Genomic DNA, 17,826 nt, shown 5'->3' on the forward strand with positions numbered 1-17,826 from the left:
CGGGCGTAATACTTGATAAATAAGAAGTCTACGGTCGCTAGGATCTTAAAATTCAGCTATTTCCGTAGGTTTGCACAGTTGCATCTGAGGCTAGCTACCGTCTCATAAGTTCCTAAAAGTGAGAAGCTAGCGTCGTAGACTTGAACAGATGCACGTCAAGATAGCTACAGTCTCATAACTTTCTAAAAGTGAGAAGCTAGCGTCGTTGGTTTGCACAAATGCACGTCAAAATCGCTACAATCTCATAAGATTCTAAAAGTGAGATTCTAACCTAAGCTGTGCCTCATGAGCTGTGATGCATAGAGTTATTGAAAAATGTTGACTCTCAAAAATTGATAAATATGATGTACTATATTTGGCGTTAAAAAAAACGCGAATTTGAGAGGCAAGTGGTATGGATTTAAATTTAGACGAAGCTGTGAATTATCACTACGATAAATTTCCGCCTCAAAAAATAGATTACAGTAGGTTTGTGGACAAGCTTATAAAAGCGACTGACGCAGTTGCACGCTATGATCAAATGTTGAAAAACATGCACAATAGCGAAATACTACTGGCCCCTTTAAGGAATCAAGAAGCAGTTATTTCTTCTAGGATGGAGGGTACTGTTAGTACAATGGATGAGATCTTGCAATATGAGGCTGATCATGAAAATGAGACGGCTTATACATCAAGTGTAAGATCTGAGGTTATTGAAACAATACTTTATCAAAGGGCATTAAAAGCCGCACAAAAAGCACTTGATGATGGGTATCCAGTTTCTCAATCGTTGCTTAAAGGCATACATCAGCGCCTTTTATCATTTGGTAGAGGAGCATCAAAGTCACCAGGAGAGTTTAAGGTTGAGCAAAATTATTTGGCTGATAGGAATAAAAAGAAAATACTTTTTATTCCCGTTAGTCCAGAGCGGCTGCAGGATGGTTTAGATGTTTTGTTTAAGTATATCAATGAAGACCCCAGCCCCACTTTCGTTAAAGCAGCATTGGCGCACATAGAATTTGAGGCCTTACATCCGTTTAAGGACGGTAACGGAAGAATTGGGAGGATGTTGATAACATTGATGCTATGGAAATACGGAACTATTTCAGCACCTCATTTCTATATCAGTGGGTATTTTGAAGAAAATAAGGATGAGTACATAGATACGATGAGGAGAGTATCAGAGACAGGGGATTGGGATGAATGGTGCTCGTTCTTTCTAGAAGCGGTAGAGCAACAGGCAATAAGGAATTTAACTATTGCTGAAAATATAAGAAATTTATATGAAGAAATGAAGGTTTTATTTGCTGAGTTGTTATCTTCGAAATGGAGCGTCACTGCTCTAGATTTTGTGTTCACAAATCCTGTTTTTCGCAATAATAAGTTTACTTCACAGAGTGGCATTCCGGCTGCTACTGCTGCAAGGTTTACTAGAATTATGCTGGATAACGATATCATACGTACAGTCGAAGAAGCATCAGGGCGGCGGCCAGCAATGTATTCCTTTGAACCTTTGCTGAAGCTAGTCCGGGTTTAAGTGATATTTATTGTAGTAATAGAAAATAATGATTTTATGTTACGCCGAGCGGTGCTGGCGAGGGGATGGTTAGGCTTCAAGCTTGATGGGATTATAGGAGGACTTGCCCGGATGGGTAATCAGGCTACACGCTAATCTTGCTGTGGTGGGCAATCCAAAGGCCCCCAGGTCTACACCTTAAAACGCCCAAGTTATGCCGTGTATGAAGGGGAAGCCTTCGTGGATGGGAGTCCATAGATGATATAGCCGATCAGAAGTACCAAGAGAACCCAACACTGACTTCTTCGGAATAGTTGTCGCTTTCAATGCCAATGCGTGCATCCAGGGCTTTTCCTAACGCCATGCGGTGCTGCAGATGCCACCGAGTGTGGCGACCATCCTCTCCCTGTAGCGAATCGACATGCGTTGCTTGTAAAAGGGTTCGATGACCAGAAGCCCAATCACTCAGCACACCCATTTGTACTGCGGGCGCAAGAGGGCCTGTCTGATGACGCTCGGTGCGCAGCTGTCCGCCCAGCATACCAAAAGGTAAGTGGCGACCAAGTTGGTGTGATTTTCCAGCCAGAAGTAGGGCCTGTCCTTCCAAGCAGCCATTGCAGCTGAGCTTTGAACGTTCAATGCCACCAGAGGCGTGCCAGGCCACACTAGGTAATGCTGGCAACGGTAAGCTGCGAGCATGCAAATTGGTGACATGGAACAGCGCTAAGCGGCGCAGACGGAGAGTATTATCTGTTAAGGCAAGCTCAGTTCGTCCAATTTCTAATGCGGCGTTAGGCATGCGAGAGGTATTGCTGTCGAGAAGATCATACTGGAGTGGTCTCAGTGTGAGGCGCGCAGCGTCTCCTAGATGACTATTATGAATACCTTCCAGACGTACAAGGGCTGGCGGGGTCGCTTCGTGTAGAGCCACTAACTCAGAGGGTGGCAGCGACTGGCCTCCTGAAGGAAGGGCTAGACGAGCCTGAAGCAGGCGCCGTTCGGCCTCTGTCACGTCAGGCCCATCGCCTGTTTGCTTCAGAAATGCTAAATGGCTTAGTAGAGTGTCTAGAACTGACGCTTGGCTTTTTGAAGGCAACTGACCAAGTGCCTCCGCATCAAGATTTAGATGCTCTATGTCGGGCCAAGTGCTCTGGATGGCTCGTTGCTCTTCAGACGTAAGTGCTTGGTAGCGCCATTCAGTCTGCAAGCGACGGGAAGGCACATGCTCGGCATTTTTAAGCAGCGGTTGCCCGTCGATACTGGCCTCGCTCATTGCGCGCACCAAGGTTTCTGGCGCCACCCAAGGTGCATGTCCTGGGGTTAGATCTTCTTCTACCACTAGCTCGAGAGTACGAGCGATGCGTGAAGCGCAGTTCTGAGTGAGAAATAGATAGTCAAAGTCCTGCCCAATGACCTCGAACAGATGAGCGACGAGTAGTGCTCGCTTTGCGGGTGGCAGATCAAGTCGGTAGTGCCAGAGGTCGCGCATCTCGCGCTCTGAATAGACAGTATTATTGCGGTAGAAAGGTGCGTGAGAGTAGCGCGCTTCATAACCTCCGAAGACACCCTTACCCATATAAGCCACAATTCCTTCACCGTCGGGCACTTCGGCGCCAAAGTTGAGACTGGTATCTAGGAGCCGGGACAACGAAACATCAGTCGCTTCTTTGCTTTCCTGCTCAAGATGAAGCATCAGGTGGCCGAAGAAAGAAGCTGGATTGCCCAGGTAGCCCGAGGCAAACATTAGGCCTACCTCTGAGTCACCGTGCTGTGCTTGCCATGCTTCCCAGTCAGGGCATGATGCCTCAGGCCAGTGTTCGCCCGTCATTTGAGACAGCCAGAGCGCCCGGGCAGGAAAGAGGCAGCGTGCATGCAGCTCGTCTTTTTGAGGGCGTGCACGCAGCGCAGCAAGCGTCGCTAAGAATTCTGCCTCTGGATTGAACGGGCCATCCTCTGACAAAAAAAATGCTTCATCCAGCACCGCGCTACGCGGCTGGCTGAACATGCTTACTCGGTCAAAATGCAGTAGCGAACGCCATTGCGGGTGATTGAAAAGCGCTGGTTCAGCGGCCTGGGCAGCCCCTGTTTGAAGGCATAGGCATGCTGAAAGCGCCATCAAAAGGCGTCGCATAGCAAAAATATCCTTACTTGAAATGAAGAAAACGGAAGGAGCAACAACGGTGGGGCCGGGAAGTAACCACCGGCCCCGAAATCAGACGGTGCTTAACTAGCGGAGCAGTTAATGGCGGCCTGATTTAAACTGCTATAGAACTCAAAGGCTTTGTCAGCGTGAGCCTGTTCAGCGTAACTCGTGGTAGCTGTAGTGGCTTGCAGGTTAGCACGCAACTGGCTGACCACACCCTGCTGGGCGTCAGTGCTACAGTTCATCAATCCAAGCGCGGCGGCTAAGTGCTCACCCTCACCCATAGCAGTTTCTAAGGCTAGCTGGTCGTAGGTAGCGTCGATGAACTGAGCCACCTTAACTTCTTTACTGCTGCAAGTGTCCGGTGAAAGCGTAGCGGATGTCACTGCGGTACTACCAGAGTCCCAGATGACGTTAGAAATTGCGGCGGCAGTGGTATTGTCATCAAAAATAGTCGCACCAATACCGCAATGCTGCCAAGGGTTGATGTCAGCGCTTTGGGTGTTTGCAACTACCGTAGTGCTGCCTAAAACCAATAGGCAGCCAGTTAGAGTAGCTGCAGACAGAGTGAACAACTTCATGTTTTTCGTTCCCTTTTTTCTAGTGTTTCGGCCTCGGTTTAGTACGCTATTAGGAGGGCCGACGTCTCCCAATGACGGTCAAAAAGCGTTGACTGATATTTGGCAAGCTCAAAAGATGAACAGCTAGAAGCCAATCCATTGATATGCAAGGACTAAAAACTAAATTGTTTGGATAAGTATACCTTTCTTCGGCCTAACTGTTAAGCAATCTTAAGTTATATTGTGCAACGCTTGCTTACGATGCTAAGAAGCGCGTTTGCGCGGCATGCCTATTCAGGCGGTGCGTTTCCCATGCTTTCTATTTAGTTTATCTAGCGTTTCCATAGCTAATTGGCGAAGTTCCCTGAGGGTATCAGCGGCGCTTGAGTAGTGTGCTTTGCTAATCAAGGCTAGTAAGATAGCTGTATAGACAAACGGCCTTAATCGCAAAGGAGCTTCATGACTAGTCCTCCTCTCTACCAGCAGATCCGTCAACATCTGCTGGATAAGATTCAGTGTGGTGATTGGCAACTGAATCATCAGATACCTACGGAAGAGCGGCTGGCGAAAGACTTTGGCGTGAGCCGGATGACGGCCAATAAAGCCATTAGAGATTTAGTGCAGCAAGGGTACCTCGTGCGTCAATCCGGAGTCGGTACCTTCGTTACCGACCGTAAGGTTGAGTCCTCTCTGGTGGAGGTATACAACATTGCCGAAGAAGTGCTTTCGCGTGGGCATCGTTACAGCAATAAGGTGATCACCCAAGAGGCGATTGAGGCCGATGATGAAGTGGCGCTGCGGTTAGGCGTGCGGCTGGGGAGTCGGGTGTTTCATACTCTCTTGGTGCATCATGAGAATGACGTTCCAATTCAGCTTGAGAACCGCTACGTTAACCCGCGCTGGGTGCCTGATTATCTGGACACCGATTTTTCACGCCATACGCCGAATGAGGTGCTGGTCGCCGCCTGCCCCATGACGGATATGGAGCACATCGTTGAAGCGGTGCTAGTGGATGAGCAAACGGCTAAATGGCTAAGTATTGATACCCAGACGCCCTGTTTGAGCATGGTGCGGCGTACCTGGTCTGATGAGCATTTGATTAGCTATGCGCGCCTGATCCACCCTGGCGATCGCTATAAGTTACGCTCTTCCCTGCAACGAAAAACCGCTTAAATCGACGTTAAGAATCCAGTGAAAAATCCAGCGAGGTCGGTTCCTTCGACCTCGTGATTGGTCGTTAATGCGGGTATTCAACTGATCAATGACTGAACCAGGTAGCCCGCGGGCACCGCAAGTAGCAAGCTCAAGGCAACGCGGATGAACCACACGATTAGCATGCGGCCTACCGAAAGCGGAATAGTGGTAGAGAGAATGCAGGGGATCGACGCAGAGAAGAACAGCACGGCGGAGACTGACACCACGCCTGCAGCGAAACGGGCGACGAATTCGGCCTCGGCCATCAGCAATGCTGGTAGGAACATCTCCGCAAGCCCAGAAGCAGATGCCTGGGCCAGCGCCGCGGCGTCGTCTAGCCCCCAAATGGCGACAAAGGGATAAAACAACCATCCCAACCACTCAAATAACGGCGTGTACTTGGCGATGAGTAGCCCAATTAAGCCTACCGACATGATCGACGGCAGGATGCTGATGGCCATTATCAACCCTTCTTTAAAGTTGAGCGCTACGCTGCGGTGAAGGCTGGGCGCGTTGGCGGCAACCTCCGTTCCTGCTTGCCAGGCGGTGCTCAAGCGTTTCCCCGCGATTGCCTCCGGTTCTCCGTCACGCTTCTGGTCATCCATGCTTGCCAGAGGCGGCAGCCGCACCGTGATAGCCGTGACGATGAACGTAATCACCAGGGTGAGCCAGAAGTACAAATTCCAGATGCTCATCAGATCCAGCGTACGCGCCACGATGATCATGAACGTTGCCGATACCGTGGAAAAACCGGTGGCAATGATGGCGGCTTCCCGCGCTGAATACTGTCCCGCTTGATAAACCCTGTTGGTAATCAATAGCCCGATCGAGTAACTACCCACAAAAGAAGCAACGGCATCGATTGCCGAGCGCCCAGGGGTTCGCCATATGGGCCGCATTACCGGCTGAACCAGTACGCCAATCAACTCCAGCAATCCATAGCTGATCAACAGTGCCAGGAAAATGGCCCCAATCGGCACGATTAAACCTACCGGTATCACCAGTTTCTCGAACAAGAAGGGCAGCATGTCCGGTTCGTGCAGAAACGCTGGGCCCCAACCCGTTAACGCCATTACGGCGACAACGACCCCCATGATTTTCAGCACCGTGAAGATGCTTTCGGTCACTGTTCGCCGCCAATAGCCTTTAAGCAGGGGGTAGGCGGCGCCCGCAACGATCATAACTAACGCATAGATACCGCTGTATTCGCCCATCAATGAGCGCAGTCCTGTAACCATATGGTCAAGCAGGATAGTGCTTCGCCCACCTAGCTCAATGGGAACAAAAAAGATCAGGATGCCCAGAGCGCTAGGCACAAACAGTTTAAAGATAGTGGCAGCGCTAGCTCGCTGCTTGGTGGGCGGGTCTATGGGGTGCATGGCGAGGCCTCTAATTGTGTGGTTATCGTTCTGATGACTTGGGCTTGTTTTATGTATATACAATAAGCTAACCCCATACAGCATTTGCGTATAGCACCTAGCAGTAGACATTAGTCTAGTAGGGTGGGTGTTATATGATCTTTTGTTTGATGAGTTATTAACATAATTAATTGTTATTTATGGTTTTTAACTACTTTACGATGATTTTTTAGACATTTCTTGGTGCTTGTTTGCTTAGTTCACGGCTTGACGAAGGAAACCGGCATGGGCTTAATTGTATATACATTATGTTTGCTCCAAGGAGACCTCCATGGCTAATAACAAACGGCGCTATATCTGGCGCGATATCAGTGTCTTCGATGGGCTGAAAACGTTGCCGGAGCCCATGGCCGTCATTACTCAAGATGCGCGTGTTGTCACTATGACGCCTATGGATGGCTTCGATGAGTCACAGGCTGAGGGTTGCCACGATATGGGGCGGGGCGGCGTCATGACGCCCGGTCTGGTGGATTGCCATACCCATCTGGTGTTTGGCGGCGCACGCGCTGATGAGTTCGAGGCGCGTTTGGAAGGCGCCAGTTATGAATACATTGCGCGGCGTGGCGGAGGCATTCTGAGTACCGTTTTTGCGACCCGGGAAGCGAGTGAACAAGCACTCTTCAATGCCGCCTTGCCACGCCTTGAAGCGCTGATTAAGGATGGCGTTACCACGGTCGAGATCAAGTCAGGCTATGGCTTGGACGTGGCTAATGAACTGAAGATGCTGCGGGTTGCTCGACGTCTAGGTGAAGCGTTTCCAGTGCGGATTTTGACGACACTGTTAGGCGCCCATGCCTTACCGCCGGAGTATGCGAACGATAGCGACGGCTATATCGATCTGGTCTGCAATGAAATGATTCCTGCCGCAGCGGCGGAAGGGTTGGCTGATGCCGTCGATGTCTTTTGTGAAAAGATCGCCTTTTCAGTAGCGCAATGTGAGCGGGTTTTTAAAGCAGCGCAGGTTCATGGCTTACCCATCAAAGCGCATGCCGAGCAACTCTCAAACTTGGGGGGCGCTGCGATGGCTGCCCGCCACGGCGCACTGTCTGCTGACCATATTGAGTATCTTGATGACGCCGGTATTGCTGCCATGCGCGAAGCAGGCAGCGTGGCCGTCATTCTCCCCGGTGCTTTCCACACCCTGCGTGAAACCCAGCAGCCGCCCATTGCGGGGCTGCGCGAAGCGGGCGTGCCGATGGCGGTAGCGACCGATGCCAACCCTGGCAGCTCGCCAATATTTATGCCCACATTAATGCTCAACCTGGCCTGCACGCTGTTTCGCATGACGCCCCAGGAAGCGTTGGCAGGCATGACCGCCAATGGGGCTGCCGCGCTAGGGTTGAAAGGCGAGGGACAGCTTCATGAAGGCGCGGTGGCTGACCTGTGCATCTGGGATATTGAGACACCCGCTGAACTGGCCTACGCGGTGCAGCCAGGCCGCCTACGGCAGCGCGTCTATCAGGGGGAGTTAACCCATGGCCGCTGATACGTCTATTGATATGTCGCTCTGGCAGGGGCGCACGGATCCTGAACCCGATAGTGACCGTTGGCATCAGCGTATTGAGCCGCTAGCCAACAACGCCGCACCAGGGTGTGCATTGCTAGGGTTCGAAAGTGATGCAGGTGTTGCGCGTAACCAGGGCCGCACTGGCGCTGCTGAAGGCCCAAATGCGTTACGCCGTGCGTTGGCGCCGTTGGCCTGGCATCGCACTGCGCCTGTTTACGATGCTGGCAATGTGCGCTGTGTTGATGATGGGTTAGAGGCAGCCCAACATGCGCTGGCTGATCGCCTGACGGCATTATTAACCGCTGGCCATCTGCCTATTGTGTTGGGTGGTGGGCATGAAGTGGCCTACGCCAGCTGGCTGGGTCTGGCGCAGTTTTTTATGCCAGAAGCGTCAGCTTCAAAAGAGACTGGGCCAGAAGGTCTCGCGCCGCGGATTGGCATCATCAACTTGGACGCACACTTCGATTTGCGTGATCCAGCGCATATCCGTTCCTCAGGCACCCCCTTCGCCCAGATTGCCGATCAGTGCCAAAAGCACGGCTGGTCGTTTCGCTACGCCTGCCTGGGGGTAAGCCGCGCTGCTAATACGCGCGCCTTGTTTAAGCGCGCCAACGCGCTCGGAACATTGATTCGTGAAGATCGCGAGATTGATGCGCTAAGCCTGGATTCTATCGTCAGAGACGTGCAGCGCTTCATCGCCAAATGCGACCACCTTTATCTGACCATCGACCTGGACGTGCTGCCTGCTGCCGAAGCCCCTGGCGTGAGTGCACCCGCCGCACGTGGTGTTTCGCTTGCCTTGATAGAGCCGCTTGTTGTAGCGGTACGTGACAGCGGCAAGCTTCGCCTCGCGGACTTGGCAGAGCTTAACCCCAGCCTGGATATCGACGGCCGTACCGCCAGAGCGGCGGCGCGGCTCGTGCATTTGCTGACCTTAGATAACTGAATTTCGAAAGCGAGCCCCGGATGACTGACAGGGCACACCTCTAGACCAACGAATAACGAACAGAAACACAAGGAATGACGCCATGCCAACCAACGATAAACGTCACGATGCTTCACGTAAGATCATTGCGCCGACCGGTACTGAACTCAGCTGTAAAAGCTGGCTGACCGAAGCGCCGCTTCGCATGCTGATGAACAACCTTCATCCGGATGTGGCTGAAAGCCCAGAGGATTTAGTGGTTTATGGTGGCATCGGCCGCGCTGCCCGTGACTGGGTGTGCTACGACAAAATCGTCGAAACGCTGCAGCGCTTGGAAGATACCCAGACGCTGCTGGTGCAGTCGGGTAAACCCGTTGGTGTCTTCGAAACCCATAAGGATGCGCCCCGGGTGCTGATCGCCAACTCCAATCTGGTGCCCGCCTGGGCTAACTGGGAGCACTTCAACGAACTGGATCGCAAGGGTCTAATGATGTACGGCCAGATGACGGCGGGTTCTTGGATTTACATCGGCTCCCAGGGCATTGTGCAAGGTACCTATGAAACCTTTGTTGAGGCGGGTCGTCAGCATTACGACGGTGAACTCAAGGGGCGCTGGATTCTGACCGCGGGGCTTGGTGGTATGGGCGGCGCCCAGCCGCTGGCGGCGACGCTGGCCGGTGCCTGCTCGCTGAATATTGAGTGTCGGCAGGCGAGCCTCGACTTCCGCCTGCGTACCCGCTATCTGGATGAGCAGGCTGACAACCTGGATGACGCCCTGGCGCGTATTGAGCGCTATACCGCCGAAGGCAAGGCTATCTCTATCGGCCTGTGCGGTAACGCCGCCGATGTGCTGCCGGAGCTGATCAAGCGCGGCATCAAGCCGGATATGGTCACGGATCAGACCAGCGCCCACGACCCGTTACACGGCTACCTGCCTTCCGGCTGGACATGGGAGGAGTACGTGGCCCGCGGCAAGTCCGAGCCTGAAACCACCGTGAAAGCGGCCAAACAATCGATGGCGGTGCATGTGCAAGCGATGCTCGACTTCCAGAAAATGGGCGTACCCACCTTTGATTACGGCAATAACATTCGCCAGATGGCAATGGAGGAGGGGGTTGCCAACGCCTTTGATTTTCCAGGCTTCGTGCCCGCCTATATCCGTCCACTCTTTTGCCAGGGCATCGGCCCCTTCCGCTGGGTGGCGCTCTCTGGGGATCCCGAGGACATTTATAAGACCGACCAGAAGGTCAAAGAGCTCATCCCAGACGACCCGCACCTGCATAACTGGCTCGACATGGCGCGCGAGCGCATCAGCTTCCAGGGGCTGCCAGCACGCATTTGCTGGGTGGGGCTTAAAGACCGTGCCCGCCTGGGGCAGGCCTTCAACGAAATGGTCAAGAGTGGCGAATTAAAAGCACCGATCGTTATCGGTCGCGACCACCTCGATTCGGGATCTGTTGCGAGCCCCAACCGTGAAACCGAAGCGATGATGGATGGTTCTGACGCTGTCTCCGACTGGCCACTGCTCAACGCGCTGCTCAACACCGCAGGCGGTGCCACTTGGGTGTCGCTACACCATGGCGGCGGGGTAGGTATGGGCTATTCCCAGCACTCTGGCGTGGTGATTGTGTGTGACGGCAGCGATGATGCCCACACCCGCCTAGGCCGTGTACTACGCAACGACCCGGGCACCGGCGTGATGCGCCATGCGGACGCAGGCTATGACATCGCCAAGCAGTGCGCCCAGGAAAACGGTCTTGATTTGCCGATGCTTAATCCGTAAAGCCCGCACACTTGCAACAGCTAAAATAGTAACAGTTAAAACAGCAATAACTAAAATAGACAGCAACGAAGAAGGTGGGGTGACCACCTTCCTGTTTCTAAAGGCGATCAAATGAAACATCTAGAAATTCAACCTGGCAAAATGACCCTTGCCCAGGCCCGCCAGATCCATCAAGCGCATGTGCCTGTTACGTTACCGGAAAGCGCCAATGCGGATATCCAGCGAAGTGTTGATTGCGTTAACCGGGTTGTCAGTGAGAACCGCACGGTTTACGGCATTAATACGGGGTTCGGCTTGTTGGCCCAGACCCGTATTGCCAACGAAGACCTTGAATCGCTACAGAGCTCCCTGGTGCTCTCTCATGCCACTGGCGTGGGGGTGGCGATAGATGACGCCCTGGTGCGTTTGATTATGGTGCTCAAGGTCAATAGTCTGGCGAGGGGCTTCTCCGGTATCCGCCGTGAGGTATTGGATGCCCTGGTGGCACTGATCAATGCCGAGGTGTATCCGCATATTCCTCTGAAAGGATCAGTAGGGGCATCCGGTGATTTGGCGCCCCTGGCGCATATGAGCGTTGTACTGCTGGGCGAGGGCAAAGCACGCTATAAGGGGGAGTGGATTTCCGCCGAAAAGGCGTTGGAAATAGCTGGGCTGGCGCCCATCACTCTGGCTCCCAAAGAGGGCCTGGCGCTGCTTAATGGCACCCAGGTATCCACCGCCTATGCCTTGCGGGGCCTGTTCGATGCTGAAGACCTGTTTGCGGCGGCGACGGTATGCGGTTCGCTAACCGTAGAAGCCACCCTGGGGTCACGTTCGCCCTTCGACGCCCGCATTCATGAGGTGCGTGGCCAGCGTGGCCAAATTGACGCGGCCGCCGCTTATCGCCATCTGCTCGGTGAAAGCAGTGCCGTCGGCGACTCCCATGCCAACTGCGATAAAGTCCAGGATCCCTACTCACTGCGCTGCCAGCCACAGGTGATGGGCGCTGTGTTAACGCAGATCCGCCAGGCAGCCGAGGTGCTGGCGGTGGAAATCAACGCGGTCTCTGATAACCCGCTGGTATTTGCCGAACAGGATGACATTATTTCCGGCGGTAATTTTCATGCTGAACCGGTGGCCATGGCCGCTGACAACCTGGCGTTAGCCATCGCCGAGATCGGTTCACTTGCCGAGCGGCGTGTCTCGTTGATGATGGACAAGCACATGTCTCAACTACCGCCATTTCTGGTCGAGAACGGCGGGGTCAACTCCGGGTTTATGATCGCCCAGGTCACCGCCGCCGCCCTGGCAAGTGAAAATAAAGCCTTGGCGCACCCGCACAGTGTCGACAGCCTGCCTACCTCGGCTAACCAGGAAGACCATGTCTCCATGGCGCCTGCTGCCGGTAAGCGGCTGTGGGAAATGGCCGAGAACGTGTGCGGCATCTTGGCCATCGAATGGCTGGGGGCGTGCCAGGGATTGGACATGCGCGAGGGCTTGACCACTACCCAGCCGCTAGAGCAAGCCAGGCATCTACTGCGTGCCCGAGTCACCCACTACACACAGGATCGCTTCTTCGCGCCGGATATCGAAGCCGCTAGCGACCTGATACGCGAGCGCACGTTAACCCCGCTGGCTCACCCGCATACGCTGCCAAGCCAGCATTAAGGCGTTTCATGCTTCCCTATGGCGCTAGGCTGTGACGACCCCAGGCCATAGGGAACGCACTATTTACCATCTAACAACAAAGTAGGCTTTTCATGAATGCTATCGTTCTGGCTATCCTGGTGATGGTCGGCTTGAGTCTTGCGCGCGTTTCAGTTGTGTTTGCGCTTATCGTCGCCACACTGGTAGGTGGGTTGTATGCGGGCATGCCTATTGGCGAGATCCTTGACGCCTTTAATGAGGGATTGGGTAATGGCGCCACCATCGCGCTCTCTTATGCGGTGTTAGGCGCCTTTGCCGTCGCTTTATCCCGTTCTGGTATCACCGAGCTGCTGGCCAGCCGGGCCATTAGACGCTTCCAGCTAGACGAGTCCGGGGGTAGCCGCCGCACGGTGACCTATACGTTGCTGGCGGCGCTGTTAGCCGCGGCGGTCAGCTCGCAGAACCTGATTCCTGTCCATATCGCTTTTATTCCAGTGCTGGTACCGCCGCTGCTAAAGCTGATGAATCATCTGAAGCTTGACCGGCGACTGGTGGCTTGTGTGATTACCTTCGGTATCACGGCGCCTTACATGCTACTGCCCGTGGGTTTTGGGGCGATTTTCCTGAATGACATACTGCTCGCCAACCTCAACGAAAGTGGCGCGGCGCTGGGATTGGAAGTGACCCGTCAAATGGTGCCACTGGCAATGGCGATTCCCATTGGTGGCATGGCATTAGGTTTGGCGGTGGCCGTGTTTTGGAGCTATCGAAAGGGGCGTGACTACCAAGATCGTGAGTTGGCCCATGGGGATAAATCGCCCCAGGAAGCTGCGCTTTATCTTGCCGGGTGGCAAAAGGCCATGTTGGTTATTTCCCTAATAGGTACGGTCACCGTGCAGCTGATGACGGGCTCTATGGTGCTGGGCGGTATCTTCGGGTTTGCCTTGCTCTCCATGAGTGGCGTTTTCCGCTGGCATGAGCAGGACGGTATCTTTACCGAGGGGATGCGCATGATGGCCCTGGTCGGCTTTATCATGATCTCAGCGGCAGGTTTTGCCAGTGTGATGCAGGCTAGTGGCGAGGTGGAAGGGCTGGTGGCGAGTTCTGCCGAGCTTATCGGTGACAATAAAGGCCTGGCCGCGTTGATTATGCTGCTGGTAGGGCTGTTTATTACCATGGGCATTGGCTCTTCGTTTTCGACCATTCCCATTATTGCTTCGCTCTATGTGCCTTTGGCTTTGAGCTTTGGCTTTTCACCCATGGCGACAGTAGCACTGGTGGGCACGGCCGCCGCCCTGGGCGACGCTGGCTCACCCGCGTCAGACTCCACCCTGGGCCCCACCGCAGGCCTCAATGCCGATGGGCAGCATGACCATATCTGGGATAGCGTGGTGCCTACCTTCCTGCACTACAACATCCCGCTGATTGTGTTTGGCTGGGTTGCTGCCATGGTGCTTTAAATTAGTTGAAGGGCTCCGCCCGTATTTCGATTGCGACGGCAGCATCACTTAACCATTCGCTAGCAAAGAGCGAGGATATTTCCTAACACCTTGGGCAGGGAAGCCCAGTGGTTTAATCGGATCTACTTTTCTCATATCAAGATTTTGTTGTAACCTGTTAAGTATAAAAAATATTTACATCCTCTATGTTTGTTTTTAAGCCTTCCTCATGAATAAGGTGGGCTAAGGGCTGCCTCTTTTCATGCACTGCTTCTTTATTGCTGCTAAATGGCACTGGGTGAGTGTCGGCGCGGTTATGGGGCGCTCAAATAAATGCCAAAATGGAACTTCAAACTGAAGCTGGCTCAACAGTGAGCCTTACGTCAGCGCAAGGTTAGGAGACAATGAAGATAAACTATAACCCTACCGGTAAATGGTCGGTAGAGGCGGTAAAAGAAAGATACTCAAAACTGAGCTTGTCGCTAGGAAGCGTGGATGGCTTTGAACCGTTCTGCAAAACATACACAAACCGGAGAGGTTTTACCTGGGTTTATAACATTATGGACTCAGTGGTGGATGGTGTTCGGTTAGGTGATAAAGCCTGCGTGCAGCTTGCTATTGACTATATCCGAGACAATGAAATGTACTCTAAAACGGGTTATATTCGTGCGCGCATGGCTAGAGCACTCAAATCTGCGGATCTTTCAGATAGCCAAAAAAAAGAATTGGCCCTGATATTTTTACACCAGTTAGAAACAGGCGTCTTATATCAGGAATATCGGGAGTACTGTCGACTGTTTAGAAAAATAGGCGTTGAGCCTTATCGAAGAGAGATAAAAAGGTATGGCAAAGCGCGCAGACAGTATATCAAGCGTGCAGCGAACAGATTGCTGGCCTAAATCAGCATCGCTGTTGATATAAGCCTTAGAGCGTAAAAAGCATAAGGGGCAGGCGGCTAGCTGCAAGCGGCTATAGATCTTCTATCTACAATATTGCCAGTCCTACGCCCTGTGCCGGCCGCGACTCACGGCTTGCTATCGCCATTCCGCCTTCAGACACTATTATTTTCGCCTCGAAAGGGACACCACCTATGACAAAGGAAGATCTGAAACTTCAACTGCTCGCAGCACCCTCGTTCCTATTGATCGGTATAGGTTTATTTATCCTTTGGGGATCGAACCCTGGCGACGTCCATCCAGCTTTGGCCAACCCAAGTATTGCCTATGGGCTTTTCGTGCTTAGTGGTATGGGCGCTTTGCTATCGCTGGTGAAAGGATTACGGATCTTTATGGCGCGGAGATGAATTGCCCAATTTCCTTTTTCTGAAATGTAGTGGGGGAGGTTGGAGAGTGATGGTTACACCGGAGTGATGAGCGCCCCGCTTTGTGCGAGGCGTTGGGGTGTTAGTCAGGGGTTAAGGTGGGCGGAGGAAGGGCGGCCAGCCTTAAACGAGAGTTTACAGGGCTTCATTGGCGTTGACACCCGCGGGTGCGCCGTAGGCTCACCACGCGCTACGAAACCCACCGACTTAGCTTCGTGCACATACCCGTAGCGCGCGGTAACGAAGAACGCGAGTTCAACGAGCGTTCGCAGGCACCCGCGGATGGCGGCGGAACGACGCCCAGTGGCACCCAATCAACACTGCCTGCAAGAGCCAAACCTCGGCACCACTACAAATGAAGTATGTACCGAGCCTGGACGATTTGGATAGCGCCCAAGCCTTACCTCAGCCATTCGCTAGCTTATGGCCAACGCCCCGCCTTTGTGCGGGGCGTTGTCGTATTAGGAAGGGGAAGGAGGGCGAAAGGGTGGCCAGCCTTAAGCGAGCGTTTACAGGGCTTCATGCTGCGATGTTGCCAACCAACCAACCAACCAACCAACCAGCCCCACACCGGCCGCGACCCACGCCGCGCCATCGTCACCCCGCCCCGCCCGCGCGCTAAATGTAGTGGTTTTTATGCACCTCTGAACACACCGCTAAGCCGCGCCACTGCTGGGCGGGCTGATGGAAAATGGGTGCATGAAAATCATGCAAATTCATGCGGGGTTATGCAGTTTTTGGTACCTGCTTTAGATAGAAAAGCGTTGAATATAGGGAATATCTTATTCATAGTAAAATCTTGCATTCCTGAGTAGGCTTAAGAAAGCCTGAGCAGACTTAAAGCAGAGCATTTTGTAGGCCAGATGCTTAGACTCAAGCCTCTGTTTGGCTATGCGTGAAGTATTAATCCCGATATAGCTCTTCAAGGTAACTATTATTTTTAGAATGATTTAATATTAGGGGGCGTTAATGTTTGAAGCTATTGATGCGTTAGATATATACAATAAAAATATAAATATTCTTGTAGGCGCAGGCGCTTCAGCAGACTTATTTCCAACATTGTCTTTGAAAGTTAAAGGTGCAAAAGGCGAGCTAGAGACTATCGAGACTTTATCTCATAAGTTTGAGAGTTATGCTAACATGCGTACAGCATTGTTTATGCATTATTATAATAACTGTATTTACCCTGTGCAAGATTTTAGTCCTGAGTTTGTTGTTGAAGATAAAGAGGAAAAAAATCTAAATAACTACGAGGCTTTTATCAAAACTTTGATTGGGTTGATGGATAAAAGGAAAGATTTAAGTCGTAAAGTTAATGTGTTTACGACCAACTATGATGGATGCTTGACACATAGTGCGGACTCGCTTTTGCAGGGAGGTGTGCATGATTTTATTGTCAATGATGGAACTTCAGGTTTTCATAAAAAACACTTGAATGCTAAGAATTTTAATACGTTTCAATGCCAAACAGGGGTGTTTGAAAGATCCAGTTATGGTATTCCTCAGATAAATATTATTCATGTTCATGGTTCGGTGTATTGGTCAAAAAATAAAGATAAAATTGAAGTTGATTATTCAAAGGATTTTAATAATTTTTTGAGCTTTGACGAAGTTGAAAAAATTAAAGAGTTCTCTAACTACATTTGTACAAAGGGTAACCAGACCGACCATATACCAAGCGTATCATTTTCACCCCAAGAGATTGATGATTTTTGGAGTAAGTATAATCAATTGCCAATCGTTAATCCTACTAAATGGAAATTCAACGAAACTGTTTTTGAGGAACATTATTATCAAATGCTTAGATTGCTCAGCTATGAACTTGAGAAACCTAATTCTATATTAATTACTTTTGGTTTTTCTTTTGCTGATGAGCATATTTTACGATTGATTCAAAGATCTTTATCTAACCCTTTCTTACAAACCTTTATATGTTGTTACGAAAATGAAGCTGCGGTTAAATTAAGGCAGGAGTTCGGGTTGTGGAAAAATGTTAAAATAATTTCACCTCCAGAAGGGGAGGTTTTAGACTTTTCTAACTTTAATAAATATATTTTTTCTCTAAACCCTGAAAACTATGAGAGCACTGAAAGTCTGGGTGATTTATGAGTATTGTTGTTGGCGAAGTTATAGCTGTGACTGGTACTAAGATTTCTCTCCGAATATTTGAGGACTCTAGTCAAGAAACAATCTTCTATAATGGAGTGAAATATAGAGGGGTTTCTTTAAGAGAGCATATATCAATTCAGCGTGGATTTATTGATATTGTATGTTTAGTTGAAGGGGAATATCTCGATGAGCGAAAATTTGTAGAAGAAAGTGATAAAACCGTTTATGTCCGTAAAGTTGATGTTAAACCAATAGGCTTTATTGTCAATAATCAGTTTTTTGAAGGGGCGGTCTCCAACTCTAAGT

General features: G+C 51.4%; 13 protein-coding genes and 1 pseudogene. 11 read left to right on the forward strand and 3 right to left on the reverse strand.

Features of this window, described 5'->3' with window-relative positions:
- Positions 1-394 precede the first annotated feature (394 nt).
- Positions 395-1,516, forward strand: coding sequence for a Fic family protein (locus tag J7J49_RS07370; RefSeq protein ID WP_215091432.1), 1,122 nt, complete (start codon positions 395-397; stop codon positions 1,514-1,516).
- 250 nt (positions 1,517-1,766) lie between these two features.
- Here J7J49_RS07370 and J7J49_RS07375 read toward each other — a convergent pair whose 3' ends face one another.
- Positions 1,767-3,626, reverse strand: coding sequence for an Lnb N-terminal periplasmic domain-containing protein (locus tag J7J49_RS07375; protein WP_215091434.1), 1,860 nt, complete (start codon positions 3,624-3,626; stop codon positions 1,767-1,769).
- A gap of 92 nt (positions 3,627-3,718) precedes the next feature.
- Positions 3,719-4,219, reverse strand: a complete 501-nt coding sequence (locus tag J7J49_RS07380; RefSeq protein WP_215091436.1) for a DUF3015 family protein — start codon at positions 4,217-4,219, stop codon at positions 3,719-3,721.
- 438 nt (positions 4,220-4,657) lie between these two features.
- On the opposite strand from J7J49_RS07380, the gene hutC reads away from it, so the two are divergent.
- Positions 4,658-5,371, forward strand: a complete 714-nt coding sequence (gene hutC / locus J7J49_RS07385; protein WP_215091439.1) for a histidine utilization transcriptional repressor HutC — start codon at positions 4,658-4,660, stop codon at positions 5,369-5,371.
- 77 nt (positions 5,372-5,448) lie between these two features.
- On the opposite strand, the gene J7J49_RS07390 is transcribed toward hutC, so the two are convergent.
- Positions 5,449-6,771: a YjiH family protein gene (locus J7J49_RS07390; RefSeq protein ID WP_215091441.1), complete on the reverse strand. Its 1,323-nt coding sequence runs from the start codon at positions 6,769-6,771 to the stop codon at positions 5,449-5,451.
- 310 nt (positions 6,772-7,081) lie between these two features.
- Between J7J49_RS07390 and hutI the strand changes: the two genes are divergently transcribed.
- The 9 genes and pseudogenes from hutI to J7J49_RS07435 all read left to right on the forward strand — a co-directional run.
- Positions 7,082-8,296: an imidazolonepropionase gene (gene hutI / locus J7J49_RS07395; RefSeq protein ID WP_215091443.1), complete on the forward strand. Its 1,215-nt coding sequence runs from the start codon at positions 7,082-7,084 to the stop codon at positions 8,294-8,296.
- On the forward strand, positions 8,286-9,263 hold the full coding sequence (gene hutG, locus J7J49_RS07400) for a formimidoylglutamase (protein ID WP_215091446.1): 978 nt from the start codon (positions 8,286-8,288) through the stop codon (positions 9,261-9,263). The genes hutI and hutG overlap by 11 nt, the downstream gene beginning before the upstream one ends.
- Positions 9,264-9,345: 82 nt before the next feature.
- The gene (gene hutU, locus J7J49_RS07405) at positions 9,346-11,025 is read left to right on the forward strand and encodes a urocanate hydratase (RefSeq protein ID WP_215091448.1); all 1,680 of its coding nucleotides are present in this window, start codon (positions 9,346-9,348) and stop codon (positions 11,023-11,025) included.
- A 111-nt stretch (positions 11,026-11,136) separates the two neighbouring features.
- Positions 11,137-12,672, forward strand: coding sequence for a histidine ammonia-lyase (gene hutH / locus J7J49_RS07410; RefSeq protein ID WP_215091450.1), 1,536 nt, complete (start codon positions 11,137-11,139; stop codon positions 12,670-12,672).
- Positions 12,673-12,764: 92 nt separating this feature from the next.
- The gene (locus J7J49_RS07415; protein WP_215091452.1) at positions 12,765-14,111 is read left to right on the forward strand and encodes a Na+/H+ antiporter family protein; all 1,347 of its coding nucleotides are present in this window, start codon (positions 12,765-12,767) and stop codon (positions 14,109-14,111) included.
- A gap of 383 nt (positions 14,112-14,494) precedes the next feature.
- Positions 14,495-14,989, forward strand: a complete 495-nt coding sequence (locus J7J49_RS07420) for a hypothetical protein (RefSeq protein ID WP_064236424.1) — start codon at positions 14,495-14,497, stop codon at positions 14,987-14,989.
- Positions 14,990-15,180: 191 nt separating this feature from the next.
- Positions 15,181-15,393: a hypothetical protein gene (locus tag J7J49_RS07425; protein WP_215091453.1), complete on the forward strand. Its 213-nt coding sequence runs from the start codon at positions 15,181-15,183 to the stop codon at positions 15,391-15,393.
- Between the two features lie 987 nt (positions 15,394-16,380).
- Positions 16,381-17,520 carry an SIR2 family protein gene (locus tag J7J49_RS07430; protein ID WP_215091455.1) on the forward strand — a complete coding sequence of 380 codons (1,140 nt, stop codon included), beginning with the start codon at positions 16,381-16,383 and terminating at the stop codon, positions 17,518-17,520.
- A pseudogene (locus tag J7J49_RS07435) lies at positions 17,517-17,826 on the forward strand (ATP-binding protein); the annotation flags it as partial. The gene J7J49_RS07430 and the pseudogene J7J49_RS07435, both read left to right, overlap by 4 nt.

The organism is Halomonas sp. ISL-56 (genome assembly GCF_018612805.1).
Lineage (GTDB): Bacteria > Pseudomonadota > Gammaproteobacteria > Pseudomonadales > Halomonadaceae > Vreelandella.